Source organism: Gemmatimonadota bacterium (genome assembly GCA_016720805.1).
Lineage (GTDB): Bacteria > Gemmatimonadota > Gemmatimonadetes > Gemmatimonadales > GWC2-71-9 > Palsa-1233.
The window spans coordinates 955,093-969,336 of record JADKJZ010000014.1; the positions used below are offsets into that span (position 1 = coordinate 955,093).

A 14,244-nucleotide genomic window follows, 5' to 3' on the forward strand; every position below is an offset into this window, starting at 1 on the left:
GGCGTTTCAACTCGCCCCCATCGCGCCGGCGGGATGGGGGCTCTGGCTGATCGCAGGGATGGCGCACCTCGCCGTGCTGGTCGGGTGGCAATGGAGCCTGCTGGATTCCGCCGAGCGCGCGGCGTCGCCGTTGTTGGCCCCGATGGCCACGACGGTGATGCGGCCGGATCCAGTGCCGATGCGGTACCGTCCGATCGCGCTCGCGCCGGTGACGCCGCGCGGGATGGTGCAGCGTGCGCCGAGGGCGTCCCCCGCCGTCGTCGCGCCCCCCGCGAGCCGACCGCCTGCGGTCGTGGCCGTCGCCCCGCCGAGTGCGCCGGGTGACACGGGACGCATCGCGCCCGCCGCGGCGCCGACGCCGGTCGTTGCCGCGGCGCCATCCCCCCGATCGCCGCTGACACCAGCGTACGGGAGTGGTCGCCTCTGGGTCCAGCCGTTGCCGATGTCGCCGCGCGAAATTGCGGCGACGCTCGCGGGGAAGTCGATGGACGAGGTGGCCGACTCGCTGGTGGCGGTCATGGTCCAGCAGTACATCGATGCCCTGGCGGCGGAGCGGGCCAATCCGGCGAATCGGCCACCGTCGTGGACGACCACCATCGGCGGCAAGAAGGTCGGCATCGACGGCCAGTGGATCTACATCGGCCCGATCAAGTTGCCGACGGCGCTGCTGGGGCTCCTGCCGATCAACATGCAGGGGAACCCGACGCAGGCGGAGATGAACAAGCGGCTCAACGCGATGCGCGAGGACCTCTTCTTCGCGGCGCGTCGGGCCGCCACCCTCGAGGAGTTCAAGAAGAACGTGGCCGAACTTCGGAAGCAGAAGCAGTACGAATACGACCTGCGCAAGGCGCAGCGGACCCTGCCCGACAGCGGGAGGCCGTGATGAAGCTCGTGGATGCGGCCGAGACCGTCGCGGTCGTTGTGGCGGCTTCGCTCGACGCCGAGTCGCCGGATCGGCTGGTGGCCCTCGCCCTGCAGCGCGAAATCGGCACCCGCGGGGCGGGGCATCCGTACCGACGTGCCGTGCTGATGAGTGACCAGGCGTGGTTCGAGACCCCCCTCTTTCACACCGCCCCGACGATCGCGGTCGGCGGCCCCGGTGTGAATGGCGTCTCGGCGCGATTCGGGCAGGAACTCCCGACCGTCTGGACCGCCGACGATCGCTCCCTGATCCAGGCGGAGTTTCGTGAGTCGGTGCCTCGCGTCACTCTGTGGGGCATGGACGCTGCCGCGACCGCGGCTGCCGTCGACGCGTTCATCGCGCGCGGATGGCTCGATGAATTCCTGGACCGCTGCTGGCGCTTCCGCGCCGGAACCTTCGCCTGAGGCTCCTGATGCGTCATCGTCTTGTTCCGTTCGTGGCTCTACTCGCACTCCCCGCCGCCCTCGCGGCCCAAGGCACGAAGCGGTCGGCGGTGCCGTCAGCGTTCGCGCCGACCACCACCGCCGTCGCGCGTGAGCTCTCGGGCCCCAAGGCCCTCGCGACGGTGGCGTTCGTCGAGCAGTTCTATCGCTTGCCGGGGAATCGCGGCTTCAACGCCTCGATTGATACCGTCGCCGCCTTGCTGCGACAGGCGGGCTACGTCGACGAGGCGGCCGCCAAGTCGACCGATCGGCTGACCTACCGGATCGAGTCTCGACCGATGACGGCCCCGGCCTGGTCGCCGCTGGATGGCTCGCTGACGATCGTCGGCCGAGCCAAGCCGCTGCTGACCTGGGCGGGGAATCACAACATGCTCGCGGCCAATTCCTGGCCGACCCCGGCGGGTGGCGTGCGCGCCGCGGTCGTCGATGTTGGCGCCGGGGCCGACGCCGACTTCGCCAAGGTCGACGTGAAGGGGAAGATCGTCTTCGGCGAGGGCAATGCGCGCACGCTCTTCACCCGGGCGATGCAGCGCGGTGCGCTCGGCGTGATCGCGCCGCAGAAGCTGCCGGCGTTCAACCAGCAGTCGAAGAACGTCAACTCGATCCAGTTCTCCGGCGTGTCGCGTGACACCGTGAACAAGGGATTCCTGATCTACCTCTCGGCGGCGGCGCGAGACTCCATCAAGGCGGCGCTCGCGGCGGGGGCGCTCGAGGTGCAGGCCACGGTGCAGGCGGTCTTCGATGTGGCGCCGGAGCGGACCCTCGTGGCCGAGATTCGTGGTGCGGTGCGACCGACTGAGCGCTTCGTATACTCTGCCCACGTGCAGGAACCAGGGGCGAACGACAATGCCTCCGGGGTCGGGTTGCTGGCGGAGATGGCGCGGACGGCTGCGGTCCTGGTCAAGGGCGGGCGAGCGAATCCCGCCCGGACGATGACCTTCCTCTGGGGCGACGAGATCCGTGCCACGGCGCGCTATCTCTCCGAGGACAGCACCCGTCGTGCGGGGGTGAAGTGGGGAATGTCGCTCGACATGGTGGGCGAGAACACCGCCTTGACCGGCGGCAGCTTCCTGATCGAAAAGATGAAGGATCCGTCGGCGGTCTGGGTGCGCGGCGAAGACCAGCACACCGAATGGGGAAGCTCGACCGTTCGTCAGGTCGACATCTGGCCGCATTTCCTCAATGACTTCTCACGGCAGCGCTGTCTCGACCGCGCTGCGACCACCGGCTGGGTGGTGAAGGCGAATCCGTTCGAGGGAGGCAGCGACCACACGCCCTTCCTGAGCAACAAGATTCCGGCGGTGCTCTTCTGGCACTTCACCGACCAGTACTACCACACCGATCGGGACCGGATCGAGATGGTGAGCGCCACCACGCTGGGCAACGTCGGCAACTGCGCGTTGACGACCGGCCTCCTGTTGACGGCAGGCTCGGAGGCCGTGGCCGGCGATGCGCTGGCGGAGCTGGTCACCGTGGCGATGCAGGAGTTGCGCACGCAGGCCGCGCTCTCGCGCGCAGCAGTGCAGCAAGGTGGCGATGCCGCCGCGGAACGGAAGATCGTCGAGGCATGGCGCGACTATTACGTCGCCGCATTGCCGACAGTGCAGGAACTTGCGGTCGGCGGCAACGGGCTTGCCGCACAGGTTGCCGCAGGCCAGGCGCGCGTGCGCGCGGTCGCCGATGAGGTGCTGGCCACGATCAAGTAGGGGAGCAAAAGAGTCCGGATTCCGCATGCGAGCGCGCTTGGATGGTGCGCTCGTTTTGCGTATGCTTCAGTCCCCCGAGTGGAACCAGACCAGGAGTCTTGGCATGCGTTCGCTCCGTTCGTTGCTGTTCACGCTCGCGTTGGTTGCCGTCGCCGTGCCGGCCTCGGCTCAGTCCAAGGAAGGCCCGTGGCTGTTGCGCGTGCGCGCCCTCTCCCTCACGCCGGCCGACAAGTCCGACGCGATTCCGTCCCTGAACGTTCCGGCTGATGCCATCACCGTCAGCTCGAAGGTCTTTCCCGAACTCGACATCGCGTATTTCCTGACGTCGAACATCGCGGCTGAATTGGTGCTGACCTATCCGCAGCAGCATGATGTCGAACTCAGCGGCACCAAGATCGGCACCTTCAAGCACCTCCCGCCGACGCTCATGCTCCAGTACCACTTCCTTCCGGCCGGGGCCATTCGCCCGTACGTCGGGGTCGGTGGCAATCTCACCCTGATTTCGAAGGTGGACCTGAACGTGCCGGGCGTCGGCCCGCTCGATCTCGAGAGCAGCTCGATCGGTGGTGCCGCCCAGGTTGGCGCGGACGTGCGCCTCTCGCCGGGGTTCTTCCTGAACCTCGACGCCAAGAAAGTCATGATCGGCTCGGATGTGACCGCTGGCGGCAACAAGGTCTCGGCCGTCAAGGTCGATCCGTGGCTGCTGAGCGTGGGTATCGGTCGTCGCTTCTAGTCGGCACCGATCCACTCGCGTCACGCAGACGGGGCCCTCGCGGGCCCCGTCTTGGTGTACCAGGAGAAGGTGTCCGGCTAGCCGATGGTGCGCGCGATCCGCGCGAGCGATTCCTCACGCCCCACGACGGCGAGCAGCTCAGGGACCGGCTCCGAGACGGTGCCGCCGGTCAACGCCACGCGCACCGGCTGCATCACGTCACCCAACTTGAGGGTGTGCGTCTCGGCGACCGCCTTGAGCGCGGCCTCGAGCTCCGCCGCATGCCACGCCTTGGCGGCGATGGCGACGAGCGCGTCCTGGCAAAGCCGCAGCGAGGTCGCGAAGCGATCGCCCATCTTCGCCTCGAGGGCGTTGCCCTTCTCGTCGCGCACCACGCGGCTGTCGTCGATCCGCGAGGCCACCTGCTCGGCCAGATGCGTGATGGTGCGGGCGCGTGTCTTCACGGCGGTGATCACCGGCAGCAGGTCGCGACCCTCATGCGCCACACCGAGAATGCCGAGCTGCCGCTCGACAGGCGCCAGCAACTCCTCGGCAGGGAAGTTCGAGAGGTACTGGCCGTTCATCCATTCGAGCTTGGCCGGGTCGAACACCGCGGCCTTCTTCTGGATGTCCTCGAGGGCGAAGCGCTCGATCATCTCCGCCTCGGTGACGATCTCCTGGTCCTGCCCCGGCGACCACCCCAGAAGCGCCAGAAAATTGCGCATCGCGGCCGGCAGAATCCCCATGTCCTGGTAGTCGCCGACCGCGGTGGCGCCGTGGCGCTTGGAGAGCTTCTTCCCGTCGGTGCCCAGGATCATCGGCACGTGCGCGAAGATCGGCGGCTCCTTGCCGAGCGCGCGGTAGAGGGCGATCTGCTTGGGCGTGTTGGAGATGTGGTCGTCGCCGCGGATCACGTGGGTGATCTCCATGGCGATGTCGTCCGAGACGACGGCGAGGTTGTAGATCGCCGAGCCATCGGAGCGGAGGATGATGAAGTCGTCGAGGTCGCGACCCTGCCACGAAATCCGGCCATGGACCGCATCCATCCAGGCGATCTCCTCGTCGGGCGTCGCGAAGCGGATCGCGTACGGCATGCCGGCCGCCTCGCGACGCGCGGTCTCGTCGGGCGGGAGGTGGATCGACTTGCGGTCGAAGCGGAACGCCCCACCGCGCGCTTCCACGGCGGCGCGTTCGGCGTCGAGTTCGGCGGCGGTGAGGTAGTCCTTGTAGGCCAGGCCCTTCGCCAGCAGGGCCTCGGCGTCGGCACGGTGGCGCGCACCGTACTCGCCCTGAAAGAGCGGGCCCTCGTCCCAGGTGATGCCGAGCCAGCGCATCCCGTCGAGAATCACCTGCGTGTGCGCGTCGGTGCTGCGCTGCTTGTCGGTGTCCTCGATCCGCAGCACGAAGGTGCCGCCGGTCCGCTTGGCGAAGAGCCAGTTGAAGAGCGCCGTTCGGGCGCCGCCAACGTGGAGGTAGCCGGTGGGGGAGGGGGCGAAGCGGACGCGTGGTGCCGACATGAGGATCCTTGCATGCGAAAGGTCGTAGGGCGGTCGTGAAACGTGAAAGGTGAAACGGAGCCCTCCCGGGGGCACGTTTCACCTTTGCCGTTTCACCTGCTGTGCCACGCGACGGTGACAGCCGCACCAACCAACATCCCAACAACGGAGCGAGAGGGATTCGAACCCTCGTTAGGGGTTTACCCCCTAAAACGGTTTAGCAAACCGTCGCCTTCAGCCACTCGGCCACCGCTCCATCCGGCGCGGTCAAGATATTCGGGGCGGCCCGGAGCCGCTACCTCCCGGCCAGTCGCCGGCGCTCGGCGACGATCGCCCGGGCGGCCGCCGGCAGGGTCGGTCCCGCGCGGGCAAAGAGGTCGCCGGGGATCTCGATGACCCGCCCGGCCTTGATGGCCTCGAGGTCGCGCCACCCCGGCTTGGCCCGAAACTCGGCCAGCCGCTTCCCGATCGTGTCGCCCCGGGAGGTCAGGATGTAGCGCGGCTGACGGGCGGTGATCGACTCCATCCCGATCGTGGGCCAGGGGATCCGCTCGTCCTCGAAGACGTTCTTCAGGCAGGCCGTTTCGAGCAGGGTGGTCATCCAGGTGCCGCCGCCGGCGGTCTGTGGCGGTTCGGTCCAGAGCACCAGAAAGACCGTCTCCGGTGCGGAAAACTCCCGGCAGGCGTCGGCGTGAATCGCTGCCAGCTCCCCGCGCAGGCTCCGGGCGATCGAATCGGCTTGTGGCTGCCTCCCGACCAGCGCCCCCATCCGGGCGAGCTGCCGGAAGGCATCGGCGGTGTCGGTGGTCTCGAAGGAGAGCACCGGGATGTTGAAGGGCTGGAGCGCGGTCTGCAGGTCGACCGAGGCGCGGATCTGCCAGCCGATGACCACGTCAGGATGGAGTGCCGCTACCGCTTCGGGCGACGGGTCGAGCCCGCCGCCGATGCTGGGCAGATGGGCGAACTCGGGCTGACGGTCGAAGTCGGTCCGGGCCACGAGGCGATCGGCCGCCCCGAGGGCGAGCAGCCACTCGTTGGCCGACTGCATCGTGGAGACGATGCGGTGGACTGGCAGGTTGGTGAGTGCCACGGCCTTGCCCGATGGATCCTCGAAGTCGGGCCGGGCCGCTGCGCCAACGCGCTCCTCGCCGCGAGTGCAGGCGAGGAGCGCGAGGAGGGGAAGCGTGGCAGCACACCTCAGGGGCGACGACCGCCCATCATGCCGCCGAGGTCCATGTAGCCCGCGGGCACCTCGAACGCCGAGGCCGGGATGGCGCTGCGATCGATCGAGGTCACTTCCATCGACACCTTGCCGTCGGTGGTCCACACCTTGAGCGGGAAGCCCGGGGCCTGCCCGATCCCCTTGGACCAAGCCGGCGCCGCCGCGCCGCGACCGCCGCGGCCGCCCATGCCGCCACCGATATTGGGATAGTTGAACATCCCGACGTTGGAGGCGAGACAACTGCGGATCGTCTGGCCGTCGGTGGTGGACTCGTAGTCGTCACACTTGAGGCCGGCGATGGTCTGCGACGTGCCGAGCTTCTTGTAGGTCACCGCGGCGGCATCGCCGGCGGACGCGGCCTCCGCGCCGATCGGGTTCACCATCTTGATGCCCTTGGTATCGGGCGGGAGCATATTGGCCATCGCAGCCGGAGCCGGCATCAGCATGGTGGCGGTCTTGGCGCCCTGGTCGATGATCATCCGGATTTCGGCGCCCGCCATCGGCCCAGCGGAGGCGGGGGCGAGCATCGTCATCCCCATCTTGTCGCCCTTGATCATGTACTTCACGTCCATCTGCGTTCCATCGGGGGCGCCGACGCGCATCGACATGGTGCCTTCGAAGCCCTGCGCGCCTATCGGCAGCGCGAGGGCCAGGGGGAGGAGGAGAAGCGGGAGTCGCACGGGACCTTCCTGGTGAGGGGTAGATTGTGGGACGGCGTGGGTGAGATTCGAACTCACGAGACCCTCACGGGCCCGCCGGTTTTCAAGACCGGTGCATTCAACCGCTCTGCCACCACGCCTGCGCCCCTGAAGCTAGGAGGGTGGGGCAGCTTCCGGAACGGGGCTGCGTCTCCCGGCCCCGGTCAGGCATCGAAGCGTTAACACCGTGGCTGGAACGTCGTCCCCGCACCGTGCGTACAGCTTGGATCGGCCGATGCGCCGCCCAGAAGACGTCCCGGCCTGCCCTGAAGCGCACTCCCCACCTCGACCCCGACCGAGCGATGCCACTCTCTCACGTCCGCCCGCTCCGCTCCAGCCGCCGCGGCTTCACGCTGATCGAGATCCTCGTGGTGATCGTGGTGATCGCGATCCTCGCCACGATGGTCGCGCCGAACATCTTCCAGCATGTCGGCGCCGCCAAGTCGGCCACGGCGACCTCGCAGATCGAGATGATGGGGACCGCCCTCGATGCATACCGGCTCGACAACGGCCGCTATCCGACCACACAGCAGGGTTTGCAGGCGCTGTGGGAAATGCCACAGGCCGATCCGCCGACGAATTGGCGTGGCCCCTACCTCCGGAAGGCGATCCCGCTCGACCCCTGGGGCGCAGCGTATCTCTACCTGGCGCCGGGTGAGGTGAATCCCGGTGGCTACGATCTGCAGAGCCTCGGTGCCGACGGCCGCCCCGGCGGCTCGGGCGAGGACGCCGACATCCAGAGCTGGAAGTAGGCCAAGCCAGCCATGCCGAACTTCGCCTACCGTGCGGTGGACGCCGCCGGGAAACGGAGCCGTGGGGAGCTCGCTGCCGCCAACGCGGCGTTGCTGACCCGCACCCTCGAGGAGCGGGGCCTGCTGGTGCTCGAGGTGGCCGAGGCGGCCCCGGCGGGCGGGAAGGGCGGCGGCAGTGGCTCCCGGCGCGACGTCCTCGAAGTGACCCGTGCGCTCGGCTCGCTCCTTCCCGTCGGCATGCCGCTGGCGCAGGCGCTGCAAGCGGCCTCAGGGGTCGCCTCCGGCGTGGTGCAGTCGGCCATGCTCGACGTGCGCGAGCGAGTCGAGCGCGGCGATCCGCTCTCGGCAGCCCTGGCGGCCCATCCGCGCCTCTTTTCGCCGCTGTATGTCGGACTGGTGCGCGCGGGAGAACGTTCCGGCGATCTCGACAGCGCCTTCGGTCGGCTCGCCGTTCAGCTCGAACGCGACGAACAGCTCCGCGGTCGGGTCCTCTCGGCCGCCATCTATCCGATGTTGCTCGCCGCGGCGGGCACCTCGGCGATTCTCGTGCTGGTCTTCTACGTGCTGCCGCAGTTCGTCGGCCTGCTGCAAGGGAGCGGCGCCGAGTTGCCGCGCTCCACCGCTGCGCTGCTCTGGATCTCGAGCACCATGCGCCGCTTCTGGCCCGTCTTGCTGGCGATCCCGGCGATCGGCGCGATGCTGGTGACGTGGGTGCGCACCACGCCCGCCGGGAAGCGTGCCTGGTCGCAGTTCCTGCTCGCCGTCCCGCTGATCAACACCCTGCGCCAGTACGCGCTTGCCGCGCGCTTTGCCCGCCTCGTCGGCGTGCTCCTCGGTGGGGGCGCGCCACTGCTCACGGCACTCGACGACACCATCGAGTCGCTGGACGACCCGCTCGCCCGCGATGACGCCACGCGCATCCGGGCGCGCGTGCGCGAGGGGGTGGCGCTGCGTGCCGCCGTGGCCGACTCGCCGCTCTATCCGCCGCTGCTGGCACAGCTGATCGGCGTCGGCGAGGACGCCGGCGAGTTGCGCGCCTTCCTGCTGAAGGCCGCCGAGATCTTCGAGGAACGTACCGAGCGCGCGACGCAGCGCTTGGCGACGCTCGCCGAGCCGGCGATGATCATGATCTTCGGCGTGATCGTCGCCTTTGTGGCGCTCTCGCTGCTGCAGGCGATCTACGGCATCAACGCGAACTCGTTCAAGTGACCAGCCGCCGCGGCTTCACCCTGCTCGAGATGTCGATCACCCTCGCGGTGCTGCTGATCGCGTCGGGATTGGTCGTCCCCGCGCTGGTGGACTTCGGACAGACGCCTGCACGCCGCACCGCCGGTGCGCTGATCGAGTTGCTGACCACGGCGCGTCACATCGCCATCGACAGCAACGTGACGGTGACGGTGGTGCTCGATCCGGAGACCGGCCGCTATCGCGCCGATTCGACGGGACTCGTGGGCAGTGGCCCCGTCAGCGAGGGCGAGGTGGCGTTCGACGGGCTCGAGGAACTCGTCACCGAGTCCGCACGCCTCACCTGGCGCTTTCGTCCCGACGGCGGCGCGTTCGGAGACACGGTGGTCGTCCGCGGCCAGGAAGGGAGCCTCGTGCTCTCGGTCGATCGCTGGAACGGCGTGGCGAGGACCGATGCGCAATAATCGCGGCGTGACGCTGTTCGAGACCGTCGCGGCAATGACGCTGGTCGCGATCACGGCGGTGAGCGCCATGGCCGCGGTGGGTGCCGAACTGCGCACCGCCGAGAAGGCGCGCCATACGCTGGAGGCGGAAGCGCTGGCCACGACCCGGCTCGACCAGCTGGCACTCCTGACCGATCGCGAGCTCCTCTCGCTGCCGGACACGATCGCACAGGGCGACTTCGAGGCGCCGCTCGCCGACTACTCGTGGGAGACCACCTCGGCGGCGTCCAACGCGCAGGCGGGCGTGTATGACGTCGTGGTCACGGTGAGCTGGCCGACCGGGCGCTACACCATCACGTCGGCCCTGTATCGCCGCCCCGCCGTGCCGAGCGCCCGATGAGCACCGGCAATCGTCGCGGGCTCACGTTGCTCGAGCTGACCATCTCGTTGGCCCTCACGGGCATGATGTCCCTGATTGGCTTCTCCGCTTTCAGCGGCGTCATCGACCGACGACGGACCGTGGTCGAGGCGACGATGGCGACCGAGCGCGCCGCGTCCCTGCGCACGCTGCTGCACGGTTGGCTCCTCCCGGCACAGATCCAGGCCCAGAGTGGTGGAACGCCGCGCCAAGCCGGCGGACGCGGCGGTGCCACGATCCAGCCGATGCAGGTGTCGAGCATCCAGGCCGTGACGCCAGCGGTGATCAGCGGCGATGAGCTGCGGTTCACCACGACCGCGGACAATCCGGCCGGTGCGCCCTCGGCCACGATGCGCCTCTTCATCGACGACGACGAGAAGACGCCAGAGGTCGGCCTCACCGTGGAGTATCAGGCCAACGCACAGTCGCCGCTGCAACGGCAGCAGCTCGACGCCGGAATCTCGGGCATCACGGTGGAGTACCTCGACAGCCGCACCAATCGCTGGTATCCCGCGGTTGGTGCCGCGGCCATCACGCCGCGCGCGATGCGGCTCACGCTGGTCGCGGCGGAGGGTGACTCGCTCCCCGGCCTGCTCTCGGTACCGCTGGTGGTGCCGACGACACAGCAGGGCCAGACCGTGGTCGCCGGCGGTGCGGCTGGTGGCGGCGCCATCGGCGGCGGTGGGTTCGGTGGCGGGGGTGGTCGCGGCAATGGCGGCGGTGGCGGGCGCGGCAACGGTGGTGGCGGCGGACGCGGCCCCGGTGGTGGAGGTGGGCGTGGCCCTGGGGGCGGCGGTGGACCGGGCGGCGGTGGAGGTGCCCCGCCCGGCGGACCGGTGGTTGGTCGTGGCGGGGGTGGCCAATGATCCGCAATCGTCGCGGCGTGGCGATGCTCGCCGCCATGTGGCTGATCCTCGGCATCTCGATTGTTGCCCTGCAGTTTGCCCTGAGCGGCAAGGAGCGTCGCGTCCTCGCGCTCGCCGCGGCCGATCGCGGGCAGGGACGCGGCATTGCCCTCGCCGCGCTGGCCAATGTGCAGGCGCAGCTCGATCAGGCGGCACGCAGCCCGGCCTCCGGCAACGCTGCGCTCGCCGTGACGCGCTCGGGCGATCCATGGATGGGTGTCGATTCGATCTACTCGGGCGTCGTGATGCTCGATGAGCACGAGGTGGCCGTTCGCGCCCGCGACCTTGGCGCCCAGCTGAACATCAACACCGCCAACGAGGATCAACTTCGCCTCCTCTTCCAGGCCGTGTTGCGCGATGCCGGGCTGACCGAGCGACTGGTGCAACGGATCCTCGATTGGCGTGATGTCGATGACTTGCCACGCCTCAACAGCGCCGAGCGTGATGCGTATCTGAAGGCGGGCGCGTTGGTGTTGCCGGCCAACCGGCCCTTCCGTGACGTGGCGGAACTCGCGATGGTCGACGGGATGACGCCGCAGATTCTCGCCCTGATGTCGCCGTATCTCCGCGTCTATGGGCAGGGCACCATCAACTTGAATAGTGCGCCGGAAGCGGTCCTCCGCTCGATTCCTGGAATGACGCCACAGATTCTCTCGAACGTGCTGGCGCAGCGGTCTCGCGGGATGCGGATCGCCTCGGTGGCGTCGGTGGTGCCTGGGGCAACCGGTGGGCGCGGCAACGCAGGGGCGGTGATCGCCGGACAGATCGGGGCGCTGGCAGTGGTGGATACCCGTGAGGTGGAAGTGACGATTGTGGCGACTGCCGGGCCGAGTGCCCTGCCGATCAAGGTGACGGCGCTGCTCCAGCGCAACGGCCAGAGTGCGACCCTCGCGTGGGTGCGCTGATGGGTGGCGCACGCGGTGTGGCGCTGTCGCCGACGGAAGCGTTGTTCCTTGGTGCCGAGGGTCGCGCAAGGCGGCTGTCGCTCGCGGAGGCGCCTGCGGATGGTGCAGGGTGGCCCGCGTTGGAGTCGGCGGTGCGGGAGTGGGGCGAGGTGCCGGGACGCGAGTCGCTCGCCATCGCCTTGCTGCCCCCGCTTGTGGAGGTCCGCTCGATTCCGTTGCCGCCCCTCGGCGATGACGACGTGCAGCAATTGTTGGCCCGATCGGGTGGGCGGTATTTTCTCGCCGCGCGCGGCACCCAGGTGATCGGCGTGATGCCGCGCGGCCGGGGCGAGGGGGAACTGCCGCGCATCGTGGCGGCGGCCTCGGCCCGGCTGATCACCGCCATCGAAGGCGCCGCGCGCGCCGCCGGATGGTCGGGCGTGACGATCGTCCCGGCCGAGGCGGCATGGGCCGCAGCGGCCGGGACGATGTGGCCCGCGCGATCACGCGGGGTCATCGGCCTGGTCGTCGCCGAGGCGGATCGCACCCTGTTGATCGAGAGCATTGCGGGACGATTGCACGCGGTGCGTCGCTTCCGTGCCGGCGATCGGGATGCCGTCGTGTTGGCGGAGGCGTTGCGCCCGCTCGATGCCGTCGCCGTCGTCGGGCAGGAGTCGGTGCGCGGCACGGTGGTGCGGGCGCTCGCCGCGATGGGCCTCTCGATCCAGCCGATTCCCGAGGAGTGGAGTGGCCTCGCGACCGACCCCGCGGCGCTTGCCGCGGCGATGGCGTCGGTGGTCGAGACGCCCCGGCTCACCAGTGCCCTCCAGCGCGTGTCGCAGGCGGCACAGGTTCGGCGACTGGCGTGGCAACTGGGTGCCACGGCACTGGTCCTGTTGGTGGCTGCCGCCGCGTTCGAGTTGCTCGGTGCTCGCCGGCAACTCCGTGCGATGCAATCGGCCCGTGCCGAGGTTGCACCCGCGGTGCAGGCCACGCTGGTCGGCCGCTCGTCGATGGACGTGGCGTATCGTCGGATTGCCGAGGTGATGACGGCTGAGCGGACGGCGCCGGCGTGGTCGGCGATTCTGGCCGACTTCGCCGCCCGCGTCCCCGAGGATGCCCACCTCACGGGCTTTCGAGCCCGAGGCGATTCGCTGGTGGTCGATGGCCTCGCTGGCAGTGCGTCACTGGTCTTCCAGGCCCTCGAGGAATCGCCGGCGCTCGCCAACCTGCGCGCCTCGGCTCCGGTCCGTCGTCAGGCACCGGAAGGGAGCGATCCGATGGAGCGGTTCACCATTTCGGCGGTGCGCCGACCCGCCATCGGAACGGTGCCGCGATGAACATCTCGCCATCGGAGCGTCGCACCATCATGCGCAGTCTCGCCATCCTCGCGCCGGTCGCACTCTATTCGCTTGGTGTGCGCCCGTACATGGCAGCGCTCGCCGACGTGCGCGATCGGATCCAGGTCGAATCGGATGCGCTCGCGCGCGAACGGGCCGCGGTCGAGATGGCGAAGCGCAATCCCGAAGTCCAACGGCTGACCGACTCGACCGCCCGCGCCACCGCGCCGCGCCTCTTCGCGGGACGCGACGATGTCATGGCCAGCGCCGAACTCGCCGCGTATCTCGGGGACCTCGCCGACCAGCACAAGGTGTGGATGCAGGACGCCACGACGCGCCCCGGCACCACGTCATCCGCAGGCGTCCGCACCCTGCGGGTGGAGATTCGGGCCGAGTCGGACTTTGAAGGACTGCTGGAGTTTCTGCAGGCGCTTGAGCAGGGGAGCAAGCTGGTGCGAGTCGAGCGCCTCGAGGTGTCGCAGGCGCTGAGTGGCCCCGGGAACGAGGACGCCGAGACACTCACGATCGTCGCCTCCATCAGCGGCTATGCCTTGCCGGATTCGAGCGCGACGACCCAGCCGGCTCGCCCTGACGTGGCGAGGCGCCCATGAGCGGCCAGGCGGAAGTGCGCAGCGCTCCGGCGGTGCGGTGGGCGGCATTCGGTGTGTTGGCGGCGCTGGTCGTGATGGCGTGGACGGCGTGGCGAATGTGGCAGGTGACGGACGTGCCCGCCGCGCCGCCGGGACCGATGCTGTCCACCGATGCGCTCATCACACCCGCCCGACCGGAATCGGTCGACGTCGACGCCGCGGTTTCGCTCGATCTCTTCAATCCGGACCGCGCGGCACCGATTGCGCGCTACCGGCTGCCCAGCGACCCGGCGGCAGTCGCCTCCGACATGCCGCCGCCAGCCCGGCCCGTCGTGCTCGGCACCGCGATCGCCTCCGACGGGTCGAGCTTCGCGACCTGTCAGCTCGAATCGTCACGGCTGCTGATGGTGCGGGTCGGTGACAAGGTGGGTGTATACCTCGTGAAGGCCATCGAGCGCGGGCGCGTCGTCTTCCAGACGCCGGCCGGCGAACGTCTCGAGATTCAAGCGCTTCGACCCGGGAGTTGAT

Annotated in this window: 16 protein-coding genes and 2 tRNA genes; 13 read left to right on the forward strand and 5 right to left on the reverse strand. The window is 69.2% G+C overall.

Going from position 1 to position 14,244, the window contains the following annotated elements; translation table 11 throughout:
- Positions 1 to 58: 58 nt before the first annotated feature.
- The 4 genes from IPP98_14665 (at position 59) to IPP98_14680 (ending at position 3,804) form a co-directional block, all read left to right on the forward strand.
- Entirely contained in the window at positions 59 to 883 is an 825-nt protein-coding gene (locus tag IPP98_14665) for a hypothetical protein (protein ID MBL0180339.1), read from the forward strand.
- Positions 883 to 1,326 (forward strand): hypothetical protein, encoded by a 444-nt coding sequence (locus IPP98_14670; protein ID MBL0180340.1) that lies wholly within the window; start codon positions 883 to 885, stop codon positions 1,324 to 1,326. The genes IPP98_14665 and IPP98_14670 overlap by 1 nt, the downstream gene beginning before the upstream one ends.
- Before the next feature lie 8 nt (positions 1,327 to 1,334).
- Positions 1,335 to 3,071, forward strand: a complete 1,737-nt coding sequence (locus IPP98_14675) for a M28 family peptidase (protein ID MBL0180341.1) — start codon at positions 1,335 to 1,337, stop codon at positions 3,069 to 3,071.
- A gap of 103 nt (positions 3,072 to 3,174) precedes the next feature.
- Positions 3,175 to 3,804 (forward strand): OmpW family protein, encoded by a 630-nt coding sequence (locus IPP98_14680; GenBank protein MBL0180342.1) that lies wholly within the window; start codon positions 3,175 to 3,177, stop codon positions 3,802 to 3,804.
- Positions 3,805 to 3,881: 77 nt separating this feature from the next.
- Here the strand turns inward: IPP98_14680 and IPP98_14685 are convergent, their stop codons facing one another.
- The 5 genes from IPP98_14685 to IPP98_14705 form a co-directional block, all read right to left on the reverse strand.
- Complete coding sequence (locus IPP98_14685; protein ID MBL0180343.1) at positions 3,882 to 5,300, reverse strand: glutamate--tRNA ligase; 1,419 nt, start codon at positions 5,298 to 5,300, stop codon at positions 3,882 to 3,884.
- Positions 5,301 to 5,445: 145 nt separating this feature from the next.
- Positions 5,446 to 5,535 (reverse strand) — tRNA-Ser (locus tag IPP98_14690).
- A gap of 39 nt (positions 5,536 to 5,574) precedes the next feature.
- Positions 5,575 to 6,369 (reverse strand): ABC transporter substrate-binding protein, encoded by a 795-nt coding sequence (locus IPP98_14695; GenBank protein MBL0180344.1) that lies wholly within the window; start codon positions 6,367 to 6,369, stop codon positions 5,575 to 5,577.
- 107 nt (positions 6,370 to 6,476) lie between these two features.
- Positions 6,477 to 7,181 (reverse strand): DUF4412 domain-containing protein, encoded by a 705-nt coding sequence (locus IPP98_14700; protein MBL0180345.1) that lies wholly within the window; start codon positions 7,179 to 7,181, stop codon positions 6,477 to 6,479.
- Positions 7,182 to 7,213: 32 nt separating this feature from the next.
- Positions 7,214 to 7,300 (reverse strand) — tRNA-Ser (locus IPP98_14705).
- A gap of 201 nt (positions 7,301 to 7,501) precedes the next feature.
- Between IPP98_14705 and gspG the strand changes: the two genes are divergently transcribed.
- The 9 genes from gspG to IPP98_14750 are packed head-to-tail and all read left to right on the forward strand — an operon-like array spanning position 7,502 to position 14,243.
- Positions 7,502 to 7,951 carry a type II secretion system major pseudopilin GspG gene (gene gspG, locus IPP98_14710; GenBank protein ID MBL0180346.1) on the forward strand — a complete coding sequence of 150 codons (450 nt, stop codon included), beginning with the start codon at positions 7,502 to 7,504 and terminating at the stop codon, positions 7,949 to 7,951.
- 12 nt (positions 7,952 to 7,963) lie between these two features.
- Positions 7,964 to 9,160 carry a type II secretion system F family protein gene (locus IPP98_14715; GenBank protein MBL0180347.1) on the forward strand — a complete coding sequence of 399 codons (1,197 nt, stop codon included), beginning with the start codon at positions 7,964 to 7,966 and terminating at the stop codon, positions 9,158 to 9,160.
- Positions 9,157 to 9,600, forward strand: coding sequence for a GspH/FimT family pseudopilin (locus IPP98_14720; protein MBL0180348.1), 444 nt, complete (start codon positions 9,157 to 9,159; stop codon positions 9,598 to 9,600). Before IPP98_14715 ends, IPP98_14720 begins: the two co-directional genes overlap by 4 nt.
- Positions 9,590 to 9,979: a type II secretion system protein gene (locus IPP98_14725; protein ID MBL0180349.1), complete on the forward strand. Its 390-nt coding sequence runs from the start codon at positions 9,590 to 9,592 to the stop codon at positions 9,977 to 9,979. Before IPP98_14720 ends, IPP98_14725 begins: the two co-directional genes overlap by 11 nt.
- Positions 9,976 to 10,863 carry a prepilin-type N-terminal cleavage/methylation domain-containing protein gene (locus tag IPP98_14730; protein MBL0180350.1) on the forward strand — a complete coding sequence of 296 codons (888 nt, stop codon included), beginning with the start codon at positions 9,976 to 9,978 and terminating at the stop codon, positions 10,861 to 10,863. Before IPP98_14725 ends, IPP98_14730 begins: the two co-directional genes overlap by 4 nt.
- Positions 10,860 to 11,807: a general secretion pathway protein GspK gene (locus IPP98_14735; protein ID MBL0180351.1), complete on the forward strand. Its 948-nt coding sequence runs from the start codon at positions 10,860 to 10,862 to the stop codon at positions 11,805 to 11,807. Before IPP98_14730 ends, IPP98_14735 begins: the two co-directional genes overlap by 4 nt.
- Positions 11,807 to 13,126 (forward strand): PilN domain-containing protein, encoded by a 1,320-nt coding sequence (locus IPP98_14740; protein ID MBL0180352.1) that lies wholly within the window; start codon positions 11,807 to 11,809, stop codon positions 13,124 to 13,126. Before IPP98_14735 ends, IPP98_14740 begins: the two co-directional genes overlap by 1 nt.
- Positions 13,123 to 13,737, forward strand: coding sequence for a hypothetical protein (locus IPP98_14745; protein ID MBL0180353.1), 615 nt, complete (start codon positions 13,123 to 13,125; stop codon positions 13,735 to 13,737). Before IPP98_14740 ends, IPP98_14745 begins: the two co-directional genes overlap by 4 nt.
- Entirely contained in the window at positions 13,734 to 14,243 is a 510-nt protein-coding gene (locus tag IPP98_14750) for a hypothetical protein (GenBank protein MBL0180354.1), read from the forward strand. The genes IPP98_14745 and IPP98_14750 overlap by 4 nt, the downstream gene beginning before the upstream one ends.
- Position 14,244: the final 1 nt, after the last annotated feature.

Excerpts from the sequence above, each read along its gene's own strand:
- IPP98_14680 (MBL0180342.1), top strand. The coding sequence starts at position 3,175 with ATGCGTTCGCTCCGTTCGTTGCTGTTCACGCTCGCGTTGGTTGCCGTC.
- IPP98_14685 (MBL0180343.1), bottom strand. The coding sequence starts at position 5,300 with ATGTCGGCACCACGCGTCCGCTTCGCCCCCTCCCCCACCGGCTACCTC.
- IPP98_14735 (MBL0180351.1), top strand. The coding sequence starts at position 10,860 with ATGATCCGCAATCGTCGCGGCGTGGCGATGCTCGCCGCCATGTGGCTG.
- IPP98_14730 (MBL0180350.1), top strand. The coding sequence starts at position 9,976 with ATGAGCACCGGCAATCGTCGCGGGCTCACGTTGCTCGAGCTGACCATC.
- IPP98_14675 (MBL0180341.1), top strand. The coding sequence starts at position 1,335 with ATGCGTCATCGTCTTGTTCCGTTCGTGGCTCTACTCGCACTCCCCGCC.
- IPP98_14750 (MBL0180354.1), top strand. The coding sequence starts at position 13,734 with ATGAGCGGCCAGGCGGAAGTGCGCAGCGCTCCGGCGGTGCGGTGGGCG.
- IPP98_14725 (MBL0180349.1), top strand. The coding sequence starts at position 9,590 with ATGCGCAATAATCGCGGCGTGACGCTGTTCGAGACCGTCGCGGCAATG.
- IPP98_14715 (MBL0180347.1), top strand. The coding sequence starts at position 7,964 with ATGCCGAACTTCGCCTACCGTGCGGTGGACGCCGCCGGGAAACGGAGC.
- IPP98_14740 (MBL0180352.1), top strand. The coding sequence starts at position 11,807 with ATGGGTGGCGCACGCGGTGTGGCGCTGTCGCCGACGGAAGCGTTGTTC.
- IPP98_14670 (MBL0180340.1), top strand. The coding sequence starts at position 883 with ATGAAGCTCGTGGATGCGGCCGAGACCGTCGCGGTCGTTGTGGCGGCT.
- gspG (MBL0180346.1), top strand. The coding sequence starts at position 7,502 with ATGCCACTCTCTCACGTCCGCCCGCTCCGCTCCAGCCGCCGCGGCTTC.
- IPP98_14745 (MBL0180353.1), top strand. The coding sequence starts at position 13,123 with ATGAACATCTCGCCATCGGAGCGTCGCACCATCATGCGCAGTCTCGCC.
- IPP98_14665 (MBL0180339.1), top strand. The coding sequence starts at position 59 with ATGGCGCACCTCGCCGTGCTGGTCGGGTGGCAATGGAGCCTGCTGGAT.